The sequence below is a fragment of the Butyricicoccus sp. genome (genome assembly GCF_977037065.1).
This window is the reverse complement of record NZ_CDRQNY010000003.1, coordinates 117,547-134,854: the sequence shown is the minus strand read 5'-3', so window position 1 is coordinate 134,854 and position 17,308 is coordinate 117,547. Positions and strand designations below refer to the sequence as shown.

At 55.5% G+C, this 17,308-nt stretch carries 14 protein-coding genes and 1 riboswitch; of the genes, 11 read left to right on the top strand and 3 right to left on the bottom strand.

Translation table 11 applies throughout. The annotated features are described in order from the left end of the window. The first annotated feature begins 24 nt into the window (after positions 1-24). Positions 25-390, top strand: a riboswitch (cobalamin riboswitch). 164 nt (positions 391-554) lie between these two features. The 9 genes from ACWVX6_RS02195 (at position 555) to ACWVX6_RS02155 (ending at position 10,623) form a co-directional block, all read left to right on the top strand. Continuing rightward, on the top strand, positions 555-1,568 hold the full coding sequence (locus ACWVX6_RS02195; RefSeq protein ID WP_455152228.1) for a sirohydrochlorin cobaltochelatase: 1,014 nt from the start codon (positions 555-557) through the stop codon (positions 1,566-1,568). A gap of 348 nt (positions 1,569-1,916) precedes the next feature. After that, positions 1,917-2,813 carry a hypothetical protein gene (locus ACWVX6_RS02190; protein ID WP_455152227.1) on the top strand — a complete coding sequence of 299 codons (897 nt, stop codon included), beginning with the start codon at positions 1,917-1,919 and terminating at the stop codon, positions 2,811-2,813. Continuing rightward, complete coding sequence (locus ACWVX6_RS02185; protein ID WP_455152226.1) at positions 2,810-3,955, top strand: ABC transporter substrate-binding protein; 1,146 nt, start codon at positions 2,810-2,812, stop codon at positions 3,953-3,955. The genes ACWVX6_RS02190 and ACWVX6_RS02185 overlap by 4 nt, the downstream gene beginning before the upstream one ends. 34 nt (positions 3,956-3,989) lie before the next feature. Further along, the gene (locus ACWVX6_RS02180) at positions 3,990-4,985 is read left to right on the top strand and encodes a FecCD family ABC transporter permease (protein ID WP_455152239.1); all 996 of its coding nucleotides are present in this window, start codon (positions 3,990-3,992) and stop codon (positions 4,983-4,985) included. Positions 4,986-5,705: 720 nt separating this feature from the next. After that, on the top strand, positions 5,706-6,827 hold the full coding sequence (locus ACWVX6_RS02175; protein WP_455152225.1) for an ABC transporter ATP-binding protein: 1,122 nt from the start codon (positions 5,706-5,708) through the stop codon (positions 6,825-6,827). A gap of 207 nt (positions 6,828-7,034) precedes the next feature. Beyond that, positions 7,035-7,757: a lysozyme family protein gene (locus ACWVX6_RS02170; RefSeq protein WP_455152224.1), complete on the top strand. Its 723-nt coding sequence runs from the start codon at positions 7,035-7,037 to the stop codon at positions 7,755-7,757. Between the two features lie 281 nt (positions 7,758-8,038). Then, the gene (locus tag ACWVX6_RS02165) at positions 8,039-9,064 is read left to right on the top strand and encodes an ATP-binding cassette domain-containing protein (RefSeq protein ID WP_270385039.1); all 1,026 of its coding nucleotides are present in this window, start codon (positions 8,039-8,041) and stop codon (positions 9,062-9,064) included. After that, complete coding sequence (locus ACWVX6_RS02160) at positions 9,051-9,704, top strand: methionine ABC transporter permease (RefSeq protein WP_118284818.1); 654 nt, start codon at positions 9,051-9,053, stop codon at positions 9,702-9,704. Before ACWVX6_RS02165 ends, ACWVX6_RS02160 begins: the two co-directional genes overlap by 14 nt. A 70-nt stretch (positions 9,705-9,774) precedes the next feature. Further along, complete coding sequence (locus ACWVX6_RS02155) at positions 9,775-10,623, top strand: MetQ/NlpA family ABC transporter substrate-binding protein (protein WP_455152223.1); 849 nt, start codon at positions 9,775-9,777, stop codon at positions 10,621-10,623. Between the two features lie 322 nt (positions 10,624-10,945). On the opposite strand, the gene ACWVX6_RS02150 is transcribed toward ACWVX6_RS02155, so the two are convergent. From ACWVX6_RS02150 to ACWVX6_RS02140, 3 genes are read right to left on the bottom strand one after another with little or no spacing between them, the layout of a single operon-like run. Continuing rightward, positions 10,946-11,212 carry a barstar family protein gene (locus ACWVX6_RS02150; protein WP_158574361.1) on the bottom strand — a complete coding sequence of 89 codons (267 nt, stop codon included), beginning with the start codon at positions 11,210-11,212 and terminating at the stop codon, positions 10,946-10,948. A gap of 26 nt (positions 11,213-11,238) precedes the next feature. Continuing rightward, a complete protein-coding gene (locus ACWVX6_RS02145) occupies positions 11,239-11,712 on the bottom strand; it encodes a ribonuclease domain-containing protein (RefSeq protein WP_455152222.1) in 474 nt (157 codons plus the stop codon). 6 nt (positions 11,713-11,718) lie between these two features. After that, a complete protein-coding gene (locus tag ACWVX6_RS02140; protein ID WP_117750705.1) occupies positions 11,719-12,156 on the bottom strand; it encodes a hypothetical protein in 438 nt (145 codons plus the stop codon). A 1,039-nt stretch (positions 12,157-13,195) separates the two neighbouring features. On the opposite strand from ACWVX6_RS02140, the gene ACWVX6_RS02135 reads away from it, so the two are divergent. Further along, positions 13,196-13,567, top strand: a complete 372-nt coding sequence (locus tag ACWVX6_RS02135) for a BlaI/MecI/CopY family transcriptional regulator (RefSeq protein WP_118360575.1) — start codon at positions 13,196-13,198, stop codon at positions 13,565-13,567. Between the two features lie 12 nt (positions 13,568-13,579). Next, entirely contained in the window at positions 13,580-17,272 is a 3,693-nt protein-coding gene (locus tag ACWVX6_RS02130) for a M56 family metallopeptidase (protein WP_455152221.1), read from the top strand. Positions 17,273-17,308 lie beyond the last annotated feature (36 nt).

Here is a 17,308-nt window from a genome sequence, read left to right as displayed (position 1 = left end):
ATGCGGGAATTTCCCGCGCAATAAGAAAATAAGCGAACAGTCGGTGCCGCTGTATGTTTTCGAACAGGACAGCGGGTAAAAGGGAAGCAGGTGCAAATCCTGCACGATCTCGTCACTGTAAGCGGGGAATGGACTGCCATTTACGTCACTGATATTGCGGTATCGGGAAGGCGGCAGTTCTAAGGCAACATCGCATGATGAAAGCTGCGGCGCTTTGCGGAAATTTTGTGTCCTGACTTCGTTGTGATTTCACGGTAATACATCAAGTATTACCGCAAAACCACGCCTCGTCAGTACGCGAGAATTTACTCGCAAATCGCCCTTGTTCAATTATGTGGTATTGCCTTAAGAGCCGCAAGTCAGGAAACCTGCCGGTCTGTTGGTACGGGAAGCTGCTTCCGGGTCACGAGTTATTGATTGTACTGATACCGCATGATTTTTGATTCAGGCAGTCCCTTTCATCATATATTGATGGGGGGACTGTGTGTTTTCCGTACCCCTTTTCTTTCAAAGTGTGCGCTTTCGCTTTGCGAGCAAAATGAAGGAGGAAAACCATGAGCAAAGTAAGCAAACTGAAGAAGCTCGGCATTATGCTGATCGTTTCCAGCATGCTGATGTCCATGCTGACCGCTTGCGGCGGCAGCAAGACCGCAGCTACGGATGACACGAAGGACAATAACACCACTGCACAGACCGATGCGCAGGATCAGACCGATCCGGACGAAAACTATGAAACGGGTGACGCTTCCTTGGACGATCCGCTGAATCAGGATGAAATTGGCGATACCGAGCTGCTCGTAGTCAGCTTCGGCACCAGCTATAACGACAGCCGCCGTGAGACCATCGGCGCCATCGAGAAGGCTATGCAGAAGGCGTTCCCGGATTACGCGGTACGCCGCGGCTTCACCAGCCAGATCATCATCGATCATGTAAACAAGCGTGACGGCGAGAAGATCGACAACGTAACCGAGGCACTGGACCGCGCCGTAGCCAACAAGGTAAAGACCCTGGTTGTTCAGCCGACCCATCTGATGAACGGCCTGGAGTACAACGATCTCAAGGATGAGCTGGCAGGCTATTCGGATTCCTTCGAGAAGATCGTGCTCGGTGAGCCGCTGCTGACCTCTGACGACGACTTCCAGAAGGTTATGAATGCCATCGTAGACGCAACCAAGGAGTATGACGACGGCGAGACCGCAATCTGCTTCATGGGTCACGGCACCGAGGCGGATTCCAACAGCGTTTACACCAAGATGCAGGAAACCCTCAAGGCCGCAGGCTACGACAACTACTTTGTCGGCACTGTTGAGGCAACTCCGTCCCTCGATGACGTAATCGCAGCCGTTAAGGCAGGCGGCTATAAGAAGGTTGTTCTGCGTCCGCTGATGATCGTTGCAGGCGACCATGCCAATAACGATATGGCAGGCGACGAGGACGGCTCCTGGAAGACCGAGTTTGAGAAGGCAGGCTTCGAGGTAACCACCGTAGTTGAGGGCCTTGGCTCTGTGCAGGCAATCCAGGATCTGTTTGTTGCACACGCACAGGCAGCGATTGATTCCCTGAAGTAAATCAAGTAAACAGCAGGGTCCGAGCCGTGAAATGCGGACGGACCCTGTTTTTGTGGAAATTTTGATTGTCGATTTCGGTGTGCAGAATTGAAAATGGAGAGTGGAAAATTATACTCAGAGTGAAGAGAACGTGATAGGTGTCATTCGCAGATGCTGTCTGCAATATCCATATTAACGATTTGTGCGGCACGGTTATCCCCAGAGGACCTTCTCTTGCCCTTCGGGCAATGCACCTTGAGCCCCTGCCGGGTAGGCAAGATTCCGTTCGCTTCTCAAGCGCAAATGCCCCGAATGGCAACCATTCATCAAAATCCCGTTTTTATATCGCAAAACAAAGGAGAAACCACAATGAAGAACAAAAAAGCACTGTTAAGCGCCATATTTGCGGCATTCATGCTGCTCTCCGCCTGCGGCGGCAGCACCCAGCAGGATACCTCCGCGCAGGACAGCAGCACCACCTCTCAGGTCGCTTCTGCGTCCGATATGGCCGGTGTCGAGGACGTTGTTGAGGACGGTATGACGCCGATCACCGGCGACAAAGTGAAGGACGGTACCTACGATGTAACCGTCGATTCCAGCTCCAACATGTTCAATGTTACCGCATGTGAGCTGACCGTCAAGAACGGCGAAATGACCGCTAAGATGCACATGGGCGGTACCGGTTATCTGTACGTCTACATGGGCACCGGCGAGGAGGCTGCCGCTGCCGAGGAGGCCGACTACATTCCGTTCACCGAGGAAGCCGACGGCACACACAGCTTTACCGTTCCGGTCAAGGCGCTCGATGAGGGAATTGACTGCGCAGCCTTCAGCAAGAAGAAGGAGAAGTGGTACGACCGCACCCTGGTGTTCCGCGCGGACTCTTTGCCGGCAGATGCACTGGCAGACGGCGTAATGACCACCGCTGAGAGCCTGTCTCTCGCAGACGGCACCTACACCGCTGATGTAACGCTTTCCGGCGGCTCCGGCCGTGCAAGCGTGGAATCTCCTGCAGCGCTGACCGTTTCGGGCGGCAAGGTGACGGCTAAGATCATCTGGAGCAGCAAAAACTACGATTACATGAAGGTGAACGACGAAAAGTACGATGCTGTGATCGAAAATGAGCACTCCACGTTTGAAATTCCGGTTGCGGGCTTTGACTGGGCGATGCCGGTCGTAGCCGACACCACCGCAATGAGTGAGCCGCACGAGATCGAGTACACGCTGCGTTTTGACTCTGCGTCCATCGCTCCGGCAGCAAAATGAGAAGAATTACAGCATGGTGCCTGAGTGCGGCACTGCTGCTCGGCGGTCTGTCCGGCTGCGGAACTGCCCGGCAATCGACCGCACAGACGCAGGCGGCGGTCTCGTGGAGCGACATGCAGCCGACCGACAGCGTGGATTTGGAGTATGCCGAGTGCTTCTCGGTCGATCACTATGACGGCGGCTATTCGCTCATTACCGTGAAGGACGACGCACGTTATCTGGTCGTTCCGGAAAACGCGTCCGTGCCGGACGGTCTGGACGCAGATATCGTGGTGCTGCAGCAGCCGCTGGACAGCATTTATCTGGTCTCCTCAAGTGTCATGGACCAGTTCGTTGCACTGGATGCGCTGGACAGCATTTCACTGTCCGGCACCAGGCAGGACGGTTGGTACATCGACGAAGCCAAGCAGGCGATGGCGGACGGAAAAATCGTCTACGCGGGCAAGTACAGCGCGCCGGATTACGAGACCATCTACTCCGCTGACTGCAATCTTGCTATTGAGAACACCATGATCTACCATACGCCTGAGGTCAAGGAGCAGCTCGAAAAGCTGGGTATTCCGGTGTTTGTTGAGCGTTCCAGCTACGAGCCGCACGCACTCGGCCGCATGGAATGGATCAAGGTGTACGGTACGCTGCTCGGCTGCGAGGACAAGGCGGAAAAGCTGTTTGCAGATAAGGTGGACGGTATTGTGGACATCCTGCAGAAGCCGGCAGCCGGCAAGACGGTTTCGTTCTTTTACATCACGTCAAACGGTGCGGTCAATGTTCGCAAATCCACGGATTATATCGCGGAGATGCTCAGTCTGGCAGGAGGAAAGTACATTTTTGATGATCTGACGGACGATACGGCAAAGTCCACCGTCAATATGCAGATGGAAAGCTTTTACGCCGGAGCCAAGGACGCGGATGTGATGATCTACAACGCCACCATCGACAGTGAGCTGCAGACGCTTGACCAGCTGTTGGAAAAAAGTACGCTGCTTGCGGACTTCAAGGCCGTGAAAACCGGCAATGTGTGGTGTACAGAGAAGAATCTGTACCAGTCCACAATGGAACTGGACGAGCTGATCCGCGACTTCCATACCGTCATTGCAGACGGAGACCCGTCCACGCTGAAATATTTACACAAACTGTCCTGAAAGGAGAGGATTTCCCGTGAAACCGCAGCCTAAAATGCGCTATGCGGGCGCGTTTGCCGTGCTGCTGGCACTGCTGGCCGTGCTGTTCGTGTGGAATGTCAACTCGGGCAGCCTGCACCTGTCAGTGCGAGAGGTCGCGCAGATTCTGCTGACGCACAGCGGCGACAATGCGGTCATCGTGTGGGAGATTCGTCTGCCGCGTATCTTCGCGGCCATTCTGCTCGGCGGTGCGCTGTCTGTCTCCGGCTTTTTGCTGCAGACCTTTTTCGCCAACCCGATCGCGGGACCGTTCGTGCTGGGTATTTCCTCGGGGGCTAAGCTGACGGTTGCGCTGACGATGATAGGCGCGCTGTCCTGCGGGCGCGTGCTCGGCTCTGCTGTCATGATAACAGCCGCCTTTGCGGGAGCCATGCTCTCGATGGGCTTTGTGCTGCTCATCGCGCAGCGCGTGCGGCAGATGCCGCTGCTGGTCGTGAGCGGCGTGATGATCGGTTATATTTGCTCGGCGGTGACGGATTTCGTCATTACCTTTGCCGAGGATTCCAATATTGTCAACCTGCATAACTGGTCGATGGGCAGCTTTTCGGGCATTTCCTGGGACAATATCCGCATAATGACGCCGGTCGTGCTCGCGGCGCTCGTGTGCGTGTTTCTGCTGTCCAAGCCGATCGGCGCGTACCAGCTCGGAGAGGGGTATGCCCGCAGCATGGGCGTCAATATCACCGCGTTCCGCGTGGTGCTGATCCTGCTGTCGAGCGTGCTCTCGGCGTGCGTAGCGGCGTTCGCCGGACCGATCTCGTTCGTCGGCATCGCGGTTCCGCATCTTGCGAAAAGCCTGTTCGGCACGGCAAAGCCGATCCTGATGATACCGGCGTGCTTTCTCGGCGGTGCGGGATTCTGCCTGCTGTGCGATCTCATCGCGCGGACGGTGTTTGCACCGACGGAGCTGAGTATCAGCACCGTGACAGCCTTGTTTGGTGCGCCGGTCGTCATTTATATTATGGTGCACCGGAAGTCCTCCAGAGGGTGAGTCTGCGTCCTCACGCAGAGGGAGTGGGAGCCAACCCTTGGCTTGGGGACCAAAAGGATAGACACCAAGGTTTCTATCCTCTTGGAACTCCAGTTTCCTATTGTTAGATAGTCTGGCGCATACCAGAGACCGGCGACCGCTTCGAAAAGGGGGAACGGCAGACGGGTTACTCTTTCGTGTCTTTCTCCGCTTTTTCGCGGTTCACAGATAACGTACTGCTACACAGGTCGGAAGGTCTCCGCAGGCGCGGCATGGCAGTGCCGCGCAACCCTTGGGCACGTTGTAACGCCCGGCACCTACGAATTTTTCTGCTTAGTAGAATTTATCTACGCAGATGCTGTCTATTATAACCGGCTCACAAATCGTGCGGCACTGTCATCCCCCAGGGGACCCTCTCTTGCCCTTCGGGCAATTCACCTTGTGCCGCACCCAGCGTAGATGAACCCGCATGTGTAGCAGACAGAAAACAGCTTGAGCATCTAAGGTAGGGAAATGGGCGGACACATTGGTTCGCCCCTACGGAAGAGGAACAGTACAGCCGTTCTCCTTATAGTCTCAGTTCTCTAATTGCCGCTGTGCTATCCCAAAAGGAAACGGGATTCGTAAGGGTGGAAACCTTGGTGTCCACCCTTATGCCCTTCGCTGTGGGCACGGCGCCCCTGCCGGGTAGGCAAGATTCTCTTGCTTCGTAAGCAATCATGTTAAAGAAGAAGGTACAAAATGTCCCATCCTTTTGTCGGAACAAAAGAAATGACCGTTGGCTACCGCGGTGTGCCGCTCATCCGCGACATCGCCCTGAGTGTTCACCGCGGTGAGATTTTAACGCTCATCGGTCCGAACGGCTCGGGTAAATCGACCATCCTCAAAAGCCTCATTCGTCAGCTGGCGCTCATCGGCGGTACGGTGTATCTGGACGGCAAATCGCTGCAGACCCTGCCCGAGCGTGATCTTGCGCGCACGATGTCCGTGCTGCTCACCGAGCATGTGCGGCCGGAGTTGATGACCTGCTGGGATGTGGCGGCCGCAGGCCGCTATCCGTACACCGGACGGCTGGGTCTGCTCAGTGACGAGGACCGCGTCAAGGTGGACGAGGCGCTTGCGCTTGTCGGCGCGGATGAACTTGCCGACCGCGATTTTTCCTGCATCAGCGATGGACAGCGGCAGCGTGTGCTGCTGGCCCGCGCCATCTGCCAGGAGCCGGAGGTCATTGTGCTCGATGAGCCCACCTCCTTCCTCGACATTCGCTACAAGCTGGAACTGCTGACCGTGCTCAAGCAGCTGGTGCGCGAAAAGCAGGTGGCGGTCATTCTCTCGCTGCATGAGATTGATCTGGCGCAGAAGCTGTCCGATCGGCTCATCTGCGTTCACAACGGCAGAATTGAGCGCTGCGGTACGCCGGAGCAGGTATTCACCGGCGATTACATCCGCACCCTGTATGACCTCGAGCGCGGCACTTATAACGAGCAGTTCGGCAGTCTGGAGCTCGAGCGGGTGACAGGCGAGCCGCGCGTGTTCGTTATCGGCGGCGGCGGAAGCGGAACAGCACTGTACCGCAGACTGCAGCGGCGCGGCATTCCGTTCGCGGCAGGCATTCTGCCGGAGAACGATGTAGAGCTGCCGACGGCTCGTGCTCTGGCGGTCGAGACCGTCACCGAGCGGGCGTACCAGCCGATCGGTGAGGACGCTTACGCGCGTGCGCAGGCGCTTGTACGGCAGTGCGGACATGCGGTCTGCTGTCTGGATTTGTTCGGTCCGGTCAACGAAAAAAATCGCGTGCTGCGCGACTGGGCACAGCAGGAGGGGCTGCTGCGGAGCAAATCGGAATTGGAAAATATTACATGATAATCATCTGAAATGTTGCTCAAAACGCAATGTTGTGGTAAAATAGCCAATAATGCCAATGGTGACAGGGAAGGTTCCGCCCGGTCACCGGTGAGAGCAACCACTTTGTCACAGGAAAGTGATAACATGGCAAGAAAGCAACAAAAACGACATAACAGAGGCAGCTATCGGCGGAAAACCGCCCATGCACATCGCAGTACGCGGCATATGCAGCCGGTAAGAACGCAGAAAACGGTCAGACGCCGTCTGCCCGAGGCGGAAGTGCGCCGCAGACAGCGGGCACGCCGTCGGCAGTTTGCGCTGCTCGGGCTGACAGTCCTGCTCATTGTGCTTATTTTTGCCTTTCGGCATTTGATCAGCACACCGCAGCAGAGCGGCGCGGACGGTGATACCGGCAATTCCGGCACGAGCGCGACCGAGGAGGTCAAGCAGGTAGCCAAGGCAGTGAATGTCTATCAGTCGGTTATGTATTATCAGCCGGTGGTGCAGAAATATGCCGAGCAGAACGGCATTCCTGAGTACACGGATGTACTGCTGGCCATCATGCAGGTGGAGAGCGGCGGCAAGCTGACCGACATCATGCAGTCCTCCGGCAGCGCCGGATTGCCGAACGATTCACTCGAGGAGGAGAGCTCGATCCGGCAGGGCTGCACCTATTTTGCACACCTGCTGAGCAAGGGCAAATCGCTGGACTGTGATCTGGACTGCATCATTCAGGCGTATAATTACGGCAGCGGTTTCCTCGATTACGCGGCCAAGTTCAACGGTGTGTACAGCACCGAGCTGGCTGAGAAATTCGCGGAGAAGCAGTCCGGCGGCAATACCATCCAGTATGATAACCCGATGGCAGTCCAGGAAAACGGCGGCTGGCGGTATGCCTACGGCAATATGTTCTATGCCCGTCTGGTTAAGCAGTATTTGATCGAGTGATCGTATTTTACGCTCTGTTTGGACAAAACTACTTGACAAACCGCCTGTAAAAAGCTATACTTATCCCACAGCTTAGAGTATTTAAACCGCAGGAAAAGGAGGAAATCACCGTGCGTGCAGTTCGAATGGAAATGTGCATGATGTGTGGTTCTGCTCGTTTTTCTGCGAAGCAGCCGTAAGGCTGAAACGCATAGGCGGGCCGCTTTTCATGCGGCTGATACAGAAAACGGGCGGAAAGCAGAAACCTGCTTTCCGCTTTTCTTTTGAAAATGTAAGGAGGAATGAATGTGGCACAGGATGTGATCGTCCGGATTCAGGGCCTGAACAAGACCTTTCGCGGCAGAGCCGGAACGGTAGTTGCGCTGAACGGTATCGACCTTGATATCTATCGCGGCGAGATTTTCGGCATTATCGGTCTTTCGGGCGCAGGCAAGTCCACACTGGTACGCTGTATCAACTTTTTGGAGAAACCCACCGAGGGCACGGTAACGGTGGACGGAGAGGAACTCGGCAGACTGAGCAAAAAGCAGCTTTTGGAGGCTCGCCGGTCGATGGGTATGATCTTCCAGCAGTTCAACCTGCTGCAGCAGAGAACCGCACTGCAGAATATCTGTTTTCCGCTGGAGATTGCGGGAACCGGCAAAGCAGATGCGGAAAAACGGGCACGTGAGCTGCTCGAGATCGTCGGTCTGTCAGACCGAGCGGATAACTATCCGAGCCAGCTGTCCGGCGGTCAGCAGCAGCGTGTGGCGATTGCACGAGCACTGGCGACCAACCCGAAAATCCTGCTGTGCGACGAGGCGACAAGCGCACTCGACCCGACGACAACGCGCTCCATTCTCGCGCTGCTCAAGGAGATCAACAAGACGCTTGGCATCACCATCATCGTTATCACGCATGAGATGGCGGTCATCGAGGAAATCTGCCAGAGAGTTGCGATTATTGATTCCAGTCGTATTGCCGAGGTCGGCACGGTGGACGAGGTGTTCACCCGACCGAAATCCGCAATGGCCAAGCAGCTTATCTATCCGGACGGCAAGCGCAATTCTCTTGCGACCGGCAAGCGGTACTGCCGCATTGTGTTCGACGGCAATTCGTCGTTCGAGCCGGTAATCTCCAACATGGTGCTCGAGTGCAAGGCGCCGGTAAATATTATGTTCGCGGACACCAAGAACATGGATGGCAAGGCTTACGGTCAGATGATCCTGCAGCTTCCCGAGGACGAACGCGCGGCAAAACGCGCACTGGCGTACCTCGAAACCCAGAACGTACACGCAGAGGAGGTAGCCGATTATGCTTCCGTTTAATGTTTGGGCGCAGAGCCTTTGGGAAACCCTGTATATGGTCATTGTTTCGACCGTTATCTCGTATGCGATCGGTCTGCCGCTCGGTCTGACGCTGGTTGTTACCGATAAGGGCGGTATCCGTCCGATGCCGGTCGTCAACACGGTTCTGGGCGTGGTTGTCAATATCATGCGCTCTATCCCGTTCCTGATTCTTGCCGTTATGATTACGCCGATTACGCGCGCGATTGTCGGCAAGGCCATCGGCACCACCGCGATGATCGTTCCGCTGACCTTTGCGGCAGCACCGTATGTAGCCCGCATGGTTGAATCCTCCATCAAGGAGGTGCCGTTTGGTGTGATCGAAGCCGCACAGTCCATGGGTGCAAGCCCGTGGCAGATCGTGTGGAAGGTGCTCGTGCCGGAGGCAAAACCGTCCCTGATGGTCGGCGGCGCGATCTCGGTCGTTACCATCCTCGGATATTCCGCGATGGCAGGCTTTATCGGCGGCGGCGGTCTGGGTACCGTAGCCGTAAACTACGGCTATAACCGCTATAATTTCCCGATCATGCTGGTAGCGGTTATCATTATCGTTATCGTTGTTCAGATTTTCCAGGAGGTCGGCATGCGTCTTGCACACCATCTGGATAAGAGAAACAGATAATCGTTTTTCATTCTCAATTTTATTTTGTTATCATTAAAAATGATATATATCAGAAAAGGAGCGAATTCCAATGAAGAAGACAATCGCAGCAATTCTGGCAGGCGCCCTGTGCCTGACCGCACTGACCGCTTGCGGCGGCAGCAAGACCGACGGCTCTGCAGCTGACAACAGCAGCGCAGCAGGCGACGACAAGACGATCACCGTTGGCGCAACCCCGACTCCGCACGCTGAAATCCTGAATGCGGCAAAGGACGCACTCGAGGCTGAGGGCTATACCCTGAATGTTGTTGAGTTCACCGACTATGTGCAGCCGAACACCGCACTGGTTGACGGTGATCTGGATGCAAACTACTTCCAGCACACCCCGTACCTGAACAACTTCAACAAGGAGAACGGCACGGATCTGGCTGCTGCATTCGATATGCACTACGAGCCGTTCGGCATTTACGCCGGCAAGACCGCTTCCATCGAGGAACTGAAGGACGGCGCTTCTATTGCCATCCCGAACGACGGCTCCAACGAGACCCGCGCACTGCTTCTGCTGCAGGATGCCGGTCTGATCAAGCTGAAGGACGGCATTGACCCGACCTCTGACGCTACCAAGCTGGATATCACCGAGAACCCGAAGAACCTGGACATTCAGGAGATCGCCGCTGAGCAGCTGCCGCGTTCTCTGGCAGACGTTGACCTTGCTGTTATCAATGGCAACTATGCACTGCAGGCAGACCTGAACGCCTCTGAGGACTCCCTCATCACCGAGAACCCGGACTACGCTAAGGTCTATGTAAACGTAGTTGCTTGCCGTTCCGGTGAGGAGAACAGCGACAAGATTCAGGCGCTGAAGAAGGCGCTGCAGAGCGACGACGTTAAGAAGTACGTTGACGAGACCTATAAGGGTGCAGTCGTAACCGTATTCTAACTTCGATCACGACCACGCTCGTGATCGAGGAGGACATGCCGAGCAATAGCTCGGACATGTCTGGGGCGGGATTCTGCGCGCCCGCTTTGCGGGCACACAGAATCCCTTACTTGTATAAAATCCCACGCACATGTCGCGGGATTTTATGAAAAGAGGCGGCATAGACCGCCTTTTTCTATTATATGCGCGCTTACGCGCTGTCCGCTGCGGCGGAGCCAATGGCTCGGATTTCTGGACGAAATCCTGCCATGCGGGTGCGGCTTGCAAGCAAGCCGGAATAAAAAGAAAACCGAGGCTTAGGCCTCGGTTTTTGTTTTATCTGTTACTGTACATTGAGCGTAAACGCCGGATTTTCGGCGGCTGCGTCCGCCAGCACGCGGAGCACCAGCTCGCCGTAATTGCCGAGATGTACGACCAGCATCTCCGGGTGCCGCAGCGTAAGCCGCGCCGCCGGATAGGCGGTCAGCAGGTCGTACAGTGCGTCCAGATTGCGGCCGTAGTCGGCAGGAAAGCCGCACACCTTGGTCAGCACATCGTGCAGCTGCTCGCGCGTGTACAGCGTTTCCGCATCCAAAAGCAGTTCTTTCATTCTCATTTCCCCCGAAATTTGAATTGTTATTCTGTGATTTCTTCAAATGTTTCATAGTGGTCGGCGGTGTAGTAGATTCGGCCGTCATCCGCGTAGACCAGCCGTTCCGCGCCGCGCTTGTCGGCTCCGCGGGTGTTGAGGTCACACTCGTGATAGTTGCCGTCCGGCAGGGTGCCTTCGTAGTTGCCGAACCGGTCGCCGCCGATCGAGCAGCCGGGTGCATACGGCTCGAGCGAGCCGCCCTGCCAGCCGAGTGCCTGTGCCTGCTTTTTCGTGATGTAGTTGGAGGGCAGGTGCCCATATTCGGTCAGATAGGCGGAAACCTCGTCCTTGCTGTCGTACTGCCCATCTTCGGTGACGGAAACAGCGGAAGCGCTGTCCGAGGTGATGATGGCGGTCGGTCCGTCCGCCCCGCCAATAATGCCGATTTGACCGGCACAGCCGGTCAGTGTGCCGAACGCCAGCAGCAGAGACAGCCATAAAGCGGTTAATTTTTTCATATTCTGTTACTCCTTCGCCGTAGGATAGAACAGCACGAACAGATCGTGGTACAGATTGCGTCCGTCACCGCTCTTGATGGCGCGCAGCTTGCCGTTGACGAACACATAGCCGTCCGTATTCACGCCGATCGAGTTGCCGTTCTGGAAGGTTACGGTCAGGCGGTTGGCAGTCAGCTTGTTCTGGCTGGGCTTGATAAAGTGCGGATAGGCGGTGTAGGTCTGCTCACTGAGAAGCTGTATGATAGCGGTTTTCTGGTTGTCGTCGGTTTGCGGTACCTCCACGTCATTCTCGGTGAGGGTGATGGTGGATTGCGGTCCGGTTTCCGCTATGTCGGAAAAGTCCTGGCTGTAAACGTGGGTATAGATCAAACGTCCGGTGGCGAACAGCAGCAGAAGCAGCAGCGTGCCGCAGATGGCCAACACGAGCGAAACGGTTTTTCGCATGGAAAATTAACTCCTTTAGGTTTTCTGTAAACTTTTTCTGGTTGTGAACGGTGGGTTTTCGCCTGAAATCAAGCGGAGAGCTGCGCTCTGCGGAGCGCGGGAGTTCGCCGCGCCCCGCGGCGGGGGGAGTGCGCTGACGCCGCGCGGGCGCACAAGAGGGTAGACACCTGCGGTTTCCACCCTCTTGAGAATCACCCCTTTCCCTTGGATAGTCTGGCGCAGATTGCCGACATGTGACCGCTGCGAAAAGGGGAACGGCAGAGGATTTCTTCTACCGTGTTTTTTTAACCTATTCGCAGTGCCAGATACTGTTCTGCTACACAGGCGGTTTACTCTGAGCAGGCGCAACATAACAGTGTTGCGCAACTCGTTAGTCTGGAGTTTACGGACAGCACCTGCGAATGTAGGCGTTTGGTACAATTTATCTTCGTAGGTGCTGTCTATCATAACGCGCTATCGAATTGTGCGGCACTGTTATGCCGCACCCAGCGTAGAGTTGCCCATATGTGTAGCAGTACGTTATCTGACACTGCGAAAAGGTGGAGAAAGATACGGAAGAAAAAATCCTCTGCCGTTCCCCTTTTCGCAGCGGTCACATGTAGGCAATCTGCGCCAGATTAGGAAGCAAGGGAAAGGTAGGAGTTCAAAGAGGAAGGAAAACCGCAGGTTGTCCTTCCTTTTTGCCCCTGCCGCGGGCGCGGCAAACTCCCGCGCTCCGCAGAGCGCAACTCCCTCGCTGAACCTCAGCGAAAAACCTCCCGCCCGTTAGGGGCGAACACGCTTACGCAGTTCGCATACCCCGCGCAGCAGGTGCAGAAAAATCCGTGCCGAATTGATAAATCAAACTCATCTAATTAAAGCATATCCTAAAAAAACAGCACTGTCAACGCAATAAAAATTACAAAATGTAAACAATTTGTATATGTCAGCGTACTTTGCGGGAATTTGTGCAATAAGGATTGACAACCATCTTCTACTATTGTAGAATATAAGCAATAAAAGGTGTTTTACATTTGTAGAATAGAAGGAGGGTTAGACTATGCGAAACGACAAGCGATTGCCCGATGCGGAGCTGGAGGTCATGCAGACAATCTGGTCTCTGGGCACACAGGTCACGGCGGCCGAGGTGCAGCAGCACGCGGATAAGGATTGGAAAATGACCAGCGTGCTCACGTTCCTGTCCCGCTTGTGCGACAAGGGATTTCTTTCCTGCACGAAGGAGGGACGGCAAAACCTGTACACGCCGCTCGTCAGCGAGGAGGACTACCGTCAGCGCGAGAGCGTCGGTTTTCTGCGCCGGCTGTGCGGCGGCTCGGTGAAAAATCTGGTCGCGAGTCTGTCGGATGCGGGCGCACTGACCGAGCAGGACATCGACGAGCTGCGCGCGTTCCTCGACAGGCAGGCGCACTAAGGAGGGGATCTTATGCTGCAATTCTCGGAAAAACTGCTCAACAATCTGATGCAGATCGGCCTGACCGTATCGCTGGCGGCGCTCGTGCCGCTCATTCTGCGGCGGCTGATGAAAAAACGCTATCCGGCCCGTATGGTATGTGTGGTGTGGGCGATTCTCGCGCTGCGGCTGCTCGTTCCGGTGCAGCTGACACTGCCGCAGGCGCCGGTGCAGGTCATGCCGCGCACCAACTATGTGGTGCAGAGCGACCAGACGGCGTTCCGGCAGGCCGGACTGCCGGTTGTGCAGAACCCAGCCCGATGGGTGACGGGCACGCAGGCGCAAACGCTCAGCGCGGCAGACACCGGCACGGTCAAGACCGTGGATATTACCGACATTCTGCTGACGCTGTGGCTGGCAGGCGTGATTGCCTGCGTACTCTGGCAGGGGATTGGCTATTACCGGCTGATACGCAGCCTGAAAGGTAAGTCCCATTCGGTCGAACGCGCGGATCTGCACACGATTTTGCAGGAGCAGTGCACCGATCTGGTTATTGACCGGGGAATCCCGCTGCGGGTATCCTCGGCGGCGGACTGCCCGATGCTGGCCGGATTTATCCATCCGACGCTGTATCTGCCGGATGAGCGCATTTCCCGGACGGACGCGGCGTTCATTTTCCGCCACGAGCTGACGCATTACAAGCACGGCGATCTGTGGCTCAAGCTGCTGCTTCTGGCGGCACGCTGTCTGCACTGGTTCAATCCACTGGTGCATCTGATCGCGCGATTTGCGCAGGAGGATATTGAGGCGGCGTGCGACGACGCGGTTGTTCGCGGACACGATGGCGCGTACCGCCGAGCCTACGGCGAGACCATCCTGCGGTCAGCTATCGCGCAGGCGCAAAAGAGAAAGGCTTTGGTGTCCTGCTTCGGTGATGACAAAAAAACGCTCATGCGTCGGTTTGAGGGATTGTTTGACAAGTCAGTCAAAAAACGCGGTGTCGCGCTCGTTGTGATGATCGCGCTTCTGGTCGGCTCGCTCGGCTGCATGATCGCGGTGGGCGATAATGATAAGGGTCTAACGAAAGAGCTGCGTATGCAGCTGGCACAAAAACAGGCGAATGAGTCGGAAAATCTCGGTTATACGGTCAAATTGGACGGAAAAGACACCTATTTAATCACGGATAGAGAGTTTAGCGATAATCCGGGCGAAACCATTCCCGGACGTGTGGTACAAAAGCTGACCTTTGCTAAACAGGATGGAGAGTGGGCCGTATCGAACAGCGAAATTGTGCTGGAAAACGGCCGCGTGACTTCTCTGGATGAATTTAAGCTGTTGTATGAGAATGACCTCGGTCTGCCGGATTTTCTCTCGGACAGTAACCAGTGGAAAATCACAAACGGCTACAATATCAGCGACCCGGTAAATGCAGCAGAAGTGCTGCTCGGTATTTTTCCGGCGGTCAGTCAGGTGGAAGGCAGCAACCAAGATGCCGCACCGTACAACGACATCCGCAAGGTAACTTTCACGTTTAAGGATAACAGCAAGGTCGTTGTCACGATGGTCAACCAGTTCGGTCAGGGCTGGCTGCCGCAGGACTGGACGGACGGCAGCGGCGTTCGCTCCCGCACTGCGGCGGATCTCGCGCAGCAGTATGCCCGCGGTGTGCTGCACAAGAGTGCACAGTATATTTTCCCGATTTTGACGCCGGACGGTCAGAAAGACCTTATCGCGCAGCAGATGGCTATGACCGGCGGCGAGCAGTGGACGTGGAAATACGGTCCGTCCTCGCCGTCTGCAACGGATTTCGTGCTTGTACCCACCGATGACGAAAACAGCTGCCGCGTTGTATTCCGTCTGTCTGGCAGCGGCGTGAATGATGCGCGCTCGGCTTACATCGTGCAGACCATCCGCGAGAACAAAAACAGCTCGGTGATCGGCTATATCCGCGAACTCAGTACGGACAGCATGACGCAGAGCGAATTGTTCCGGACGTACTATGCGACCGGTCTGTCGTGGCCGGATTTGCCCGATGAGGTCGGCAATTTCAGCGGCAAGGATCGCCTGAACGCGGAAGAAGCCGCTAAGGACGCGTTCTACTACTTCGGCAGCAATCTGGAGCAGGACATGAGCGACTGGGAAACCCCATGGATCAGCAGCACGGAACTCGACTGGCAGGTCACCTCTACGGACGGCTATCAGAGCAAAATCGTGCAGCTGAACTTTGCGGACGGCAGTACACCGGTTAAAATCCAGATGGTGCAGGATGATTCTGGTTACTGGAAACCGATCGGCATGGTGGATTCTGTCACCGCCAAGAGCGGAGACCGGGAACTGGGTATCGGCGCGGATGCGCGTTCTGCGATGGCACGCGGAAAAATGCCGAATCTGGCTGTCGGTGACAAAATTACCCTTACGTTTGAAACCGAGCCGGTCGGCGGTGTGCAGATCACCAATCGGTTGGTGATCTGGGAGGACGGCTTGCAGTTTGGTGTAATCGATGAGCAGATCACGCTGCAGAAATCCGGCGATGGCTGGGTCTATACCGTGCCGACGAGCCTTGGTGAAATGCTCTCGAGCACCATCAGCGATCCGTATTACCACGCTATCATGCTGGAATACACGGACGCAAGCCATATTCAGCATAAGGCGATTGCGGTGTATACAAGCGGGAGCGACAGTGCGGACGAGAACGAGGACAGCGATATTACCTCAACGGATTACTACAACGATTCGCTGAATTACAGCCTCAGGCTGCCGCAGTCCTTCGTTGATAACGGCTACGCCAAGCGCAATCCGGAGGACGACAGTATCCTGTTCGGCATGAAGAATGCCATGGGCGATGACAGCCGCGACTCGACCGAGGACGGTGCAATTATGACATTACGCGCGGATGCGACTGCTGTTCTGCATAGTACATACGGCGATAACTGGACGGAGAATTATCCGGTTCCGGCTAAGGAGCTTGCGCAGAAGGACGGCTTGACGTACCTGCTCGAATATGTATCCGATGTGCAGTATGACCCGTCCAATCAGGAGATTGCCGCCAAGTACAAGGAAATGTTCACTGCCGCGCAGAATATCACCGCGGATGATTTTGCACTCGACGACCTGACGGATAAGGACGGTACTGTTCGCCGTGCACAGCTGCTGACAAGTCTCGGTGCACATTATGCGGTACTGCATATGGGCGCACAGCATGACCAGCCGTATCAGGTTGCCGTTAATACGGATAATAATTCCTGTGAGGTCTATGTCAGCCGTATCGACTGGACAACCGAAGCACAGTATAAGGTCTATGCCGCTGATAGGGTGACTTTCGAGGATATTACCAATACCGAACCGACAACGGTGGAGCATCTGGCCGATTCCGCAAAGGGATTGACCGCAGAGCAGTTTGATTTGCTGTACGGTACGCTTGATTTGCCGGTCTATACCGATGATGAATTGGCAAATCTGCAAAGAGTATTGCAGAAAGATCAGATACCGGAACAGGGAGCCGCATTTTTCCTTGGTTTAGGTGATATGTACGGCATATTTGACGGTGATTCTGTGAAGCTTTACGGCGATAATAACGAATTTGCATCGCTGACATACCGGTTTACAGACCCGAATACCGGTAAAGAGAACGGCAAATACGTCAAGCTGACCATGCACAAGGCAACAGCCGACAGCAGTCTGCCCGCACTGTGGATGCCGTATAGCTACGAGTTATTCACGGCTTAATCCAACGGTGCCGTGCACAATAACGTGCAAACGAGT

Excerpts from the sequence above, each read along its gene's own strand:
- ACWVX6_RS02195 (WP_455152228.1), top strand. The coding sequence starts at position 555 with ATGAGCAAAGTAAGCAAACTGAAGAAGCTCGGCATTATGCTGATCGTT.
- ACWVX6_RS02190 (WP_455152227.1), top strand. The coding sequence starts at position 1,917 with ATGAAGAACAAAAAAGCACTGTTAAGCGCCATATTTGCGGCATTCATG.
- ACWVX6_RS02185 (WP_455152226.1), top strand. The coding sequence starts at position 2,810 with ATGAGAAGAATTACAGCATGGTGCCTGAGTGCGGCACTGCTGCTCGGC.
- ACWVX6_RS02180 (WP_455152239.1), top strand. The coding sequence starts at position 3,990 with ATGCGCTATGCGGGCGCGTTTGCCGTGCTGCTGGCACTGCTGGCCGTG.
- ACWVX6_RS02175 (WP_455152225.1), top strand. The coding sequence starts at position 5,706 with ATGTCCCATCCTTTTGTCGGAACAAAAGAAATGACCGTTGGCTACCGC.
- ACWVX6_RS02170 (WP_455152224.1), top strand. The coding sequence starts at position 7,035 with ATGCAGCCGGTAAGAACGCAGAAAACGGTCAGACGCCGTCTGCCCGAG.
- ACWVX6_RS02165 (WP_270385039.1), top strand. The coding sequence starts at position 8,039 with ATGAATGTGGCACAGGATGTGATCGTCCGGATTCAGGGCCTGAACAAG.
- ACWVX6_RS02160 (WP_118284818.1), top strand. The coding sequence starts at position 9,051 with ATGCTTCCGTTTAATGTTTGGGCGCAGAGCCTTTGGGAAACCCTGTAT.
- ACWVX6_RS02155 (WP_455152223.1), top strand. The coding sequence starts at position 9,775 with ATGAAGAAGACAATCGCAGCAATTCTGGCAGGCGCCCTGTGCCTGACC.
- ACWVX6_RS02150 (WP_158574361.1), bottom strand. The coding sequence starts at position 11,212 with ATGAAAGAACTGCTTTTGGATGCGGAAACGCTGTACACGCGCGAGCAG.
- ACWVX6_RS02145 (WP_455152222.1), bottom strand. The coding sequence starts at position 11,712 with ATGAAAAAATTAACCGCTTTATGGCTGTCTCTGCTGCTGGCGTTCGGC.
- ACWVX6_RS02140 (WP_117750705.1), bottom strand. The coding sequence starts at position 12,156 with ATGCGAAAAACCGTTTCGCTCGTGTTGGCCATCTGCGGCACGCTGCTG.
- ACWVX6_RS02135 (WP_118360575.1), top strand. The coding sequence starts at position 13,196 with ATGCGAAACGACAAGCGATTGCCCGATGCGGAGCTGGAGGTCATGCAG.
- ACWVX6_RS02130 (WP_455152221.1), top strand. The coding sequence starts at position 13,580 with ATGCTGCAATTCTCGGAAAAACTGCTCAACAATCTGATGCAGATCGGC.